Source organism: Sphaerochaeta sp. S2, from assembly GCF_016406725.1.
Taxonomy (GTDB): Bacteria; Spirochaetota; Spirochaetia; order Sphaerochaetales; family Sphaerochaetaceae; genus Sphaerochaeta.
On sequence record NZ_JAEKNT010000419.1, the window covers coordinates 1 to 9,382 of the forward strand.

A 9,382-nucleotide genomic window follows, 5' to 3' on the forward strand; every position below is an offset into this window, starting at 1 on the left:
TATTTAAAAAACAGTTTTATTGATAGTTGGTATTGTCATTGTTCGCAGATGATACGCTCTTTAACAGAAGGCGTCAACAAATAGAAAAACCCCCCAGGGAAAAGGAGGTTAAACCCTAGGGGGAACAAAAGGAGGTTAGAAAAAATCCGATTTCGTTGCTAACCGACCCAACGGGTGCAGAAGCATGTCGTTCTCTTTCTGAGTCAGACAATAGTACATAACTAATATTTTAATCAAGAGGGTTTTTGAAGTTTTTACATTTTTTTAACTTTCTTTTTAATTACTGGATAGAAAGTTATGTCATAAACCAGCACAATTTCTAAAAATTATCCAAGGTTTGTAAAAATTCTTTACATATTGTCTTGAAAATCTGTTGCATGGAACACATCTTGCGTTGGAGCATAAAAAAAGGGAAGCCTAAGAAAGCCTCCCTCTTTTCCTGATGGTTTTCTGCCTAGTCGAAATTGAAGTTCTTCATTGACAGGGGCTGGCGGGTATTTTCCAGTACATCCCTCCACAAGGAACCTTCCAGATCCACATGATTGCGGCTGGAAACCGCCAAGCTTATCGGTAGGTGAACAAATCGATTATGAAGCAAACCGATCAAGGCCTGGGTCTTCCCTGCCATTGCTGCGTGTACGGCATGAGCTCCGAGACGAGCACAGTAAATGGAATCATAGGAATCAGCAGAAGCACTACGAATGATGTAGGAAGGATCAATGTACTTCACATTGGTCTCAATGCCCTCATTCTTGAAATACTCAATGATCTTATCCTTCAAGAATACCCCAATATCATGGTACTTAACATTCCCAGAGGCGTCTTTCTCTCCAGTTTCAGGAACCAAGTCCTGCCCTGCCCCTTCACTGACCAGGATAACCGCATGTCCACGGTCAAGGACTCTTCTCCTGAGATGCTCGAGCAATCCATTGGGTCCATATAGGTCAAACGGGTTCTCGGGAATCAGACAGAAATTCACGTCACTCTGAGCGAGGGCTGTCTGGGCGGCAATAAAGCCAGACTCACGTCCCATCACCTTAACCAAGCCAATACCGTGAATGGAGTTTTTTGCTTCCACGTGGGCACTACGCACTACAGGAACAGCCATCTGGACAGCAGTATCCACTCCAAAGGAGCTCTGGATGAATGAGAGATCATTGTCAATGGTCTTCGGGATCCCAATGATTGAAATCTTCAATCCTCGTTTCTTGACCTCTTCATAAATTTCCCATGCACCTCTGAGTGTACCATCTCCTCCGACGGTGACCAGAATATTGATGTTCAGCCGCTCCAGGGAGTCGACAATCTCTTCAACCTGCTTTCCACCACCACGAGCAGAGCCAAGAATGGTCCCACCTTTTTCCTGTATGTCATCAACAACATCCGGATCAAGGGGGATCAAGGGCCAGGGGCTGTTCTCGAGCAAGCCCTGATAACCAAACTGGATACCACTGATCCTCCTGACCCCATAGCGATACCAAAAACAGCGAACCACAGCCCTGATAACATTATTCAAACCTGGGCAGATACCACCACAGGTGGCAATTGCCGCATGTACATGGGCAGGGTTGAAGTAAATTTTGGAGCGTGGACCGGCAAGCTCTACAGTCTCCTCATGGCGAGGGACTGGATGGCCATCCTTATCAATATCAGTATCGATGCCATAGAGAATATGGTCACTATCATCCACATAATCAGCCTGCCCATCATTCTGGGATGTACTCATGATAATCGGGGAGGAAATCTTTGCTACTCCCAGACTAGGTATGGAAAAATCCATCTTCTTATTCATTAGACCTCGCCTCCATGTTCATCATACTCTTCAAGCAGCGAACCCAATTCTTCCTTGAACCTGGAAAAAGGAGTGGAAAGACTCCCTTTGGCCCGCTTATTGAATTCTCGGTATAGTGCAAGAAACTGTAAAGCAAACTCCGTCAGTGTCGCACCTTCACGGTTGGCTCCACCTTTTCGTCGATTGAGGACGGGAACGCCAAGACCCTTTTCCAGGTTTTGGACCATGGCAAAGGCCTTCGAGTAGGAGATGCCCAAAGCAGAGGCTGCCTTGCGCAACGAGTTCTGCTGCTCAACTTGCTCGAGCAACCACAGCACCCCGATTCCCATGAATTTGTTGCCTTCCTCATCGACGAGGTAGAGCTTCGCTTTTAGTTCCATGCCTCTCCTGCCGCCTGGTACACGATATCCACCAGTTCAGCTATTCTATCACATTCTACCGAACAATAGGCGAGTCTTAGGGTAACATCGGCAATATTGATGCATCCAACCTGATAGTTATCAAGTAAATGCCTGCGTAGTTGCTCTGCACTTCCTTTGCAATCAAATGCCATGAAGTACCCACTGTTGAACGGATGAGGTTTGAGTAAATCGTTACCTTCATGCTTCTTCAAGGCTTCCTTGAGCGTACGGTAGCGTCTCTCCATCTCCACCTTGGCTGCCAACTTATCAGATTCATAATGCCCTCCAGAGCGCATTGCCTTGAGCAACATACTCTGACCAGGGCGGTCACAGTTGGAAACGGTACTCCTGATGATACCCAATGTCTTCTTGTTCAAGGCATCATAGTGTTCTTCACTCAGGTTCTTGCTCCCATAAGTAATGAACCCAATACGGAAACCCCACACCATATCTTCCTTGGTCGCAGCATCACACTTGACAGCAAGAATATTTGGATGGGCATCACAAAGCAGAGAGAACAGGCTTTCTTTGGCCGAGTCATCCTCAAAGAAGAGCCCAAAGTAGGCATCATCACTGAGCACCATTAGTTTCATCCCCTCTTCAGCAAGCGAAATAAGGGCCTCTGCGATAGCCTGCATTTCACGCTTGGTTGGGGTATATCCAGTCGGGTTGTTGGGGAAGTTGAGTAGGATGCGTGCCTTTTTATCGGGGATTCCGGCCAATACTTCACGCATACCATCCACATTGAATCCACCTTCAGCTGTGTAAAGGTCGAATGTCTTGATGGAGGCTCCCGTTTGATGAGCAAAGATCAGCTCATAGTTATCCCAGGCAAGGTTGGGAATCACCAAGGTGTCTCCGTCCTGGACAAAAAGCTGAGCCATCATCTGCAGTCCATGTGTCAATCCTGAGGTTACAGCCGGAAGGCTGAAGGTCTTTCCTTGCAGGGTTGGATTCTTGACAATCATCTGTTCTTTCCATAAGGCCCTGAGAGCGGGATCCCCGCCACCTGGTGCATAGGAAAACAATTCGGAGGGCTTGAAGGCGTTATCAGTAAACTGATGATAAATGTCCGACAAATACATCGGTTGCCCACCGGATGTAGCCATCCCGATAGTGGCATTGAACCGAGTGGCTTTTTTGCCGGCTTCGGCGCTTTGGGCGACGACCCCCTTGGGGAAAAACATCCTTCGTCCTACGTCGGAGAGCATTGCGTCGACGATGGTTCCCTGCAACGTCTCATTCAGTTCTTTAGCTAGTACATGCATATTCTGTCCTCCAGTCATGGGTATGTATATACGTTTTCTGGAGAAATGTCACTAAAACGACCCTAAAAAGAGAATTCGCCTTGTATTTCTTCCTGCTTCTTTTCCCCTTTATCCAACATGGCAAGGAAGGTTGGCTCATCCACAATGGTTATCCCGATTTCCTGTGCCTTCTTAAGCTTGCTTCCCCCGCCGCTACCGGCGAGCAGGTGGGTTGTCTTGCTTGTTACTGCACTGACTGTCCTTCCACCCCTCTTGAGCACCTCATCCATTGCCTTGGAACGAGGATTGAAGTGCTCGAAGGAGCCGGTAACACACCACACCTGGCCAGAAAAGCTCTCATTCACCAAGGCATGTGCATCTTCCTTCTCCTCCATTGCCAAACCGAAACTTGCCAACGCAGCAATCCGTTCCAGCATCGCAGGATCATTCAATGCATCGATATAGAGCTTTGCACTCTTCTCCCCGATCTGCTTGATACTGGTAAGCCGCTCCACATCCTGGCGTTTGGCTACATCAAGGAGCTTTTCCATGCTGTCCAGGCCTGACTCGATCAAGATCTGGGCACCTTTCTTTCCAAGCTCAGGGATACCCAAGGAGATAAGCACCTGGGTGAAGCTCCTTTTCTTGGATTCTTCAACGCCCTTTTCAAGCAGGAGAATCTTCTTCTCCCCAAACCCACTCAACTCACCAAGGACCTTTCTATAATCAATCCGGTAGATATCCGGGATATCCTGCAAGACTCCTTGCTCAATAAGAACGGCTGCCGTCTCAGGACCGAAGTTGTCGATATCCATTCCACCTTTGGAAATAAAAAACTCTATACGACCCCTTACCTGCGCAGGGCACTGGGGGTTGGGACAAAAGGTGTGTGCTCCCTTCTGTACCAAACCCGTGCCGCAAACAGGGCAGAAGGGATCCATCGTATAGACTCCCTCAGAGTCCTCATTCTTCTCAATCACCCGCTCTACAGCTGGGATGACATCCCCTCTTCGGGAAATCTCCACCACATCACCGATTGCGAGTTCCAGCATATTGATGTAATCCTGGTTGTGAAGAGTGATGTTACTGATGGTGGAACCAGCGACCTTAACAGGCTTTACCCGCGCAACAGGGGTAACCCGTCCTGTTCTCCCAACCTGCAGATCAATGGAGAGCAAGGTTGTCTGAGCCTGTGGAGATTCGAACTTGTAGGCCATCGCCCATCGTGGATGATGGGCTGTATAACCGAGTTGAATACGAACCTCAAGTTCATTTACCTTGGCCACCAGGCCATCTATCTCATACCCGAGTGAAGATCGTCTGTTGGTATGGTGCTGAATATAATTGGCGATATCTTCGTAGCTGCCACCAATCCCATCCAGGTTGGCCTCTTTTAGTTGAGCCTTTGCCCTCTCTGCAGATTTGGTAAAGTAACCGAAGTTTGGATTCACCCGAAACCCATAGTGAACCAGCTTGCTGAGAATGGAGAGGTGGTCCTTGATCTCAGTCTCCCCATCCCAGAATCCTTCATAAACAAATATCTGGAGAGGCACCTTAGCAACTTCACTGCTCTTGATCCTTCTAATGGTTCCAGCAGCAAGGTTTCTTGGGTTTGCATAGGGCACTTCCATCAGGGAATTGAGCGTTTCAAACTTGTCCTTCGGAAGGTAGACCTCACCCCTAACGGCCACCGTTACCGGTTCACTCAGATGCAATGGAACGGAAGCAATGGTCTTCACATTGGCCGTTACATCATTTCCGATGGTTCCATTGCCTCGAGTTACAGCCCGTACCAGATACCCTTCCTCGTAATAGAGCACAATGGAGATGCCATCAATCTTCTCCTCGATGACAATCCCAAGATCACGGGAAACCTTTGTTTCCGTTCGCTCAATCCAGGAGAGTAATTCACTATCTGCATATACCTTGTCAAGGCTCAGCACCGGGATGGTGTGTTGCACTTCGGGAAAGGTTGCATCCAGATCACTGCCAACCCTCTGGGTGGGGGAATCTGGAAAACGTAGGGAGGGATACCGGCTCTCCAAATCCTGTAACCGGTCGAAGAGACGGTCATACTCTGTGTCGCTTACCAAGGGCTGGTTATCAACATAATAAGCCCTCTGGTATCGAGAAAGCTGGTCTATCAGGGAACGAACCTCATCGAGGTGTGATGATTCATGGGTATTCATAGTCCCAATTGTACGGCTTGCACCCTTGCCTTGCAAGCGGAGTAGGTGGTTTCTCTCATTGCCCTCGAAGGCTGGACATGGTATCTTTCATACTCGAGAGAGGAACATCGCATGGCAGAAAAACGATCATCGACAGGCAAGGTGACCACCCTTCACGGCTACATCGTCACCTCATCGGTCGATGCCGGCCGAATAGAGGAAATCTCACTACCTACATTGGACAACAACTTTGTACTGGTCACCACCAGGGATATCCCGGGAACAAATCGTGTACGCGTCCTTGATGCCTCCACTCCCCTGCTCACCTCCTCGGTCATCTCCTATCATCACCAACCCATTCTTGCCCTCTTTGGATATGACACTGAGTCTGTCCAGCTTAAAAGCAAGGAGATCAATATCTCTTACCAGCTTCCCAGTGGTGAGGAGACTTCCCCACAAGTGGAAACAAAACCATTCTCCTTCCAATTCGGTAACATGGAGGAAGCAATCAAGGAAGAAGGGCTGGAGGTGCTTGAGCGTACCTATCGATATAGTGGGAGCAATTATGAGAGTAATACTCTCTCCCGTATCAGTGTAGTGCTTGAGGATGACATCCTGCATATCACCACGCCTACACAGTGGCCAAGCCATGTCAGGGAGACCGTCAGTGATGTTACAGGTATTCCCAAACGCCGCATTGTAATCCATCGAGAACCGTTCTTTGCCCCACATGATGAGATGCTCATCACACCGAGCACCATGTGTGCCATTGCTTCCATTGCCTGCCTGAAAGGCAACTGCCCGGTCGAGATCCTTATCAATGCAGAGAGCATACGCCCAGACCTTACCATCAAACGAAAGACCTGGTTCTTCAGCGACGGTCGAGCCCAAGCTGAATCAATCGAGGCAGTAGTCGACCAAGGAAGTGTTTCGCTGTTCAGTGATGAGATGGCCAATCAACTGATTGCCGGCTTGGTACCGCTGTATAGCCTGATGTCGCTAAGCATATCCATTACATTCAACACCTCTCGAAAAAGACCAGCCCACTTCTTTGGGGATCTGGGTTACAGTGATGCACTCTGCTCAACAGAATCCCACTATAGTGCCCTGGCAAAACTCAGTGGGTACAATCCCCTCACCTGGCGGTTGAAATTTGCTTCAGAGAGTACCTCGCACAGCCAGGTCATCCGTTCAGATAAATATGCAAAACTCAAGGAACTCATAACCACAGTAAGCGACTCCAGCGACTTCCAGAGGAAAAACGCCGCTTATGAGATGCAGGCCCAGATGCGTGTTAAACTCTCGACCTTCTTCAACTACAGCAGAGGGGTTGCGCTCGCATGTGGAGCAGGAATAAGCGGATTCAGCAGTGAATGCCGTTCCCTACCACAACAACCTGTACAGATCACCCTCAACCCAAACAACAAGGTCGAAGTGAATACCTCTTTCTATACCATCGGATCAAGCGCCGAGATCTGGAAGCAGATCATCAGTGAGGAACTGCAGGTTTCAAAAAGCGACATCACCTTTGTAGAGGAACAAAAAGAGATGCTCGACAGCGGGCCTTCTGTACTGACAGCAAATAGTGGAAGAATGCCTCAACAGATTCAGAAAGCTTGTAATCAGATCAAGGAGAAACGATTTGTCCAACCACTTCCCATCTGTGAAAGTGTGCTCTCCCCGAAACAACCAGGTATGAAAGGATCGATGTTTCTCAGCAATAGCTGGGTGGCAACTGCCTTGGAGTTGGAGATTGACTCAGTCACATTACAGCCTCTGGTAAGAAGAGTGTGGTGTGCTGTGTCCCTCTCCAGGGTGTTTGATGAACAGAGCCTAAGAAGCAAGATCCGCCACACAATCGTCACTACACTCAGGGAGGCAGGAGCACTCTTGAGCCATAGCGATACATTCAATATTGAGATCACCATAAAAGATGAAGGCCAGCAGATCTCTTCTTCAATCACCAGTGCTTTGAAAGGGGTAATCACCAGCGCGTTTATCTCAGCCCTTGAACAAGCCCTTGGTTATCCGGTCGGGAAAATCCCAGTAGACGGAGAGACATTGCTTGAGGCACTCAGAGGTAATGTATGAAGATAGAATGCACTATAGACGGGAAGGCACTCTCCCTCTCAGTCAACTCAAACAAGCCACTCTCACTCATTCTTATGGAGGATGTAGGGATAACCAGCATCAATAGCCACTGCAGGGGAAAGGCCTGCGGAAACTGCATTGTCCTTCTCAATGACGAGGCAACACTCTCCTGCGTCATTCCCGCATTCCGTCTCAGGGAGGCTACAGTCAAAACCTTTGACAGTTACCAGAAAACACGTCTCTACCGAGACATTGAGCGTGCCTACAAGGCCACAGGGAACACCCCGTGTCCCAATTGTTATGCATCCAAGACCTTGATCATTGAATCCATATTGCAAGAGATGACCAATAGTACGCGCAACCGTACATTTGGAAGGAACAACCTGCCCATTGCTGGAGGTCAAAATGATGAGGCTCCCTTGGACAAGGAAGCAATTATCCAAGAACTCAGTCTGAATACATGCCAGTGTATGGATATGGCTGAATTACTACAGATTGTTGAGATAGCCCTCACCTATAGGAGGCGTAAACGTGTACGAAGGCATTAGGTCTCCTGTCATCCATACCCCCAAGACATTGAGCGAATTTGCAACCATAGCCCATCGCTATCCCCAAGCTGTCATCTGGGGAGGTGGGACGTATCTGATGAGCCAAAAGGATTACTATCCTAGCGAGATCAAGGATGGCATCATCAACCTTGATGAGCTTGAGGAGCTCAAACGCATCACCAGAAATGATCGTTTCGTTGAAATCGGGGCAATGGTCACTGCAAGTCAGTTGTTGTATGCAGGAAAATTGGTCCTCCCTGAGATTCTCCAGAAAACCCTGCAAAGCCAGGCCTCCCAGATTGTAAGAAGGCAGACCACCATAGGGGGAAGCCTCTGTGTCCCTGATATTCGCTTTGGGTTGTCAACGACTCTGGCCATTCTCGATGCAAACGCCGAGGTAAAATACTACCAAGGGGGAAAGGCAACGACCCACTGGATCCCGATTGCCAAGCTCTACGACAAAGATGGGAAGCTGTTGCTCGGCCCACAGAAAGCCCTGTTGACAAGAATTCGCATTGGGCTCGAATATGGTGATTTCCAACGGTTCATTATCGTTGAAGACCCTATCCGGAATACTGACGAATGTGTTATAGTTGCGTTTCAAGCAACCCGTGCACAAAATACCATTTCCAAGGTGCAGTTTTGCACGACGTTCCCAAACAAGGCCTATCATATCAGCAAGGACCTTGTTTCGAAATTGTCGGGGCAGACCCTCCCGATTCATCCAGAACGGGTCAATACGCTCTCCTATGAGCTGGTATCTGAATTAAGAAAAATGCATGGAGCGATAAGCGAACTACAGCTTGAGCGTGCCAGGAGAATCTTCGAATCCTTCCTGCACGAACTCAACGCCCAGACGCTCTCCTCCTGATGCTTGGAGCATATGTACATGGCTGAGTCTGAAATAGTATCCACCGAGATGCAGAGTACCTTCATCCACCTGCACAACCATACCGATTTTTCCCTGCTCGATGGAGCAGCCCCGATCCCCCGCTATATGGAAAAAGCCAAAGAATTGGGGATGAAGAGCCTGGCCATCACTGACCATGGGAACATGTTCGGCGCACTGCGGTTCTATTACGCTGCAAAGGATCTGTCTCTTAGAAACATCTGATGCTGCCGAGGAATTAGAAGG

The 9,382-nt window shown here is 48.6% G+C and carries 8 protein-coding genes; 4 read left to right on the forward strand and 4 right to left on the reverse strand.

The features are described 5' to 3' along the window. Nucleotides 1-454: 454 nt before the first annotated feature. The 4 genes from JF818_RS12180 to ligA form a co-directional block, all read right to left on the reverse strand. On the reverse strand, nucleotides 455-1,792 hold the full coding sequence (locus JF818_RS12180) for an ATP-dependent 6-phosphofructokinase (RefSeq protein ID WP_198892270.1): 1,338 nt from the start codon (nucleotides 1,790-1,792) through the stop codon (nucleotides 455-457). Beyond that, complete coding sequence (locus JF818_RS12185; protein ID WP_198892271.1) at nucleotides 1,792-2,172, reverse strand: winged helix-turn-helix domain-containing protein; 381 nt, start codon at nucleotides 2,170-2,172, stop codon at nucleotides 1,792-1,794. The genes JF818_RS12180 and JF818_RS12185 overlap by 1 nt, the downstream gene beginning before the upstream one ends. Next, nucleotides 2,163-3,461 (reverse strand): aminotransferase class I/II-fold pyridoxal phosphate-dependent enzyme, encoded by a 1,299-nt coding sequence (locus JF818_RS12190; protein ID WP_198892272.1) that lies wholly within the window; start codon nucleotides 3,459-3,461, stop codon nucleotides 2,163-2,165. The genes JF818_RS12185 and JF818_RS12190 overlap by 10 nt, the downstream gene beginning before the upstream one ends. A gap of 62 nt (nucleotides 3,462-3,523) precedes the next feature. Further along, a complete protein-coding gene (gene ligA, locus JF818_RS12195; protein ID WP_198892273.1) occupies nucleotides 3,524-5,629 on the reverse strand; it encodes an NAD-dependent DNA ligase LigA in 2,106 nt (701 codons plus the stop codon). 111 nt (nucleotides 5,630-5,740) lie between these two features. Here ligA and JF818_RS12200 point away from each other — a divergent pair, with 111 nt between their 5' ends. From JF818_RS12200 to JF818_RS12215, 4 genes are read left to right on the forward strand one after another with little or no spacing between them, the layout of a single operon-like run. Then, nucleotides 5,741-7,699 (forward strand): molybdopterin cofactor-binding domain-containing protein, encoded by a 1,959-nt coding sequence (locus tag JF818_RS12200; RefSeq protein ID WP_198892274.1) that lies wholly within the window; start codon nucleotides 5,741-5,743, stop codon nucleotides 7,697-7,699. Beyond that, nucleotides 7,696-8,247: a 2Fe-2S iron-sulfur cluster-binding protein gene (locus tag JF818_RS12205; protein WP_198892275.1), complete on the forward strand. Its 552-nt coding sequence runs from the start codon at nucleotides 7,696-7,698 to the stop codon at nucleotides 8,245-8,247. The genes JF818_RS12200 and JF818_RS12205 overlap by 4 nt, the downstream gene beginning before the upstream one ends. After that, the gene (locus JF818_RS12210; RefSeq protein WP_198892276.1) at nucleotides 8,231-9,118 is read left to right on the forward strand and encodes an FAD binding domain-containing protein; all 888 of its coding nucleotides are present in this window, start codon (nucleotides 8,231-8,233) and stop codon (nucleotides 9,116-9,118) included. Before JF818_RS12205 ends, JF818_RS12210 begins: the two co-directional genes overlap by 17 nt. Nucleotides 9,119-9,136: 18 nt before the next feature. Then, nucleotides 9,137-9,361 (forward strand): PHP domain-containing protein, encoded by a 225-nt coding sequence (locus JF818_RS12215; RefSeq protein ID WP_233067626.1) that lies wholly within the window; start codon nucleotides 9,137-9,139, stop codon nucleotides 9,359-9,361. The last annotated feature ends 21 nt before the right edge of the window (nucleotides 9,362-9,382 follow it).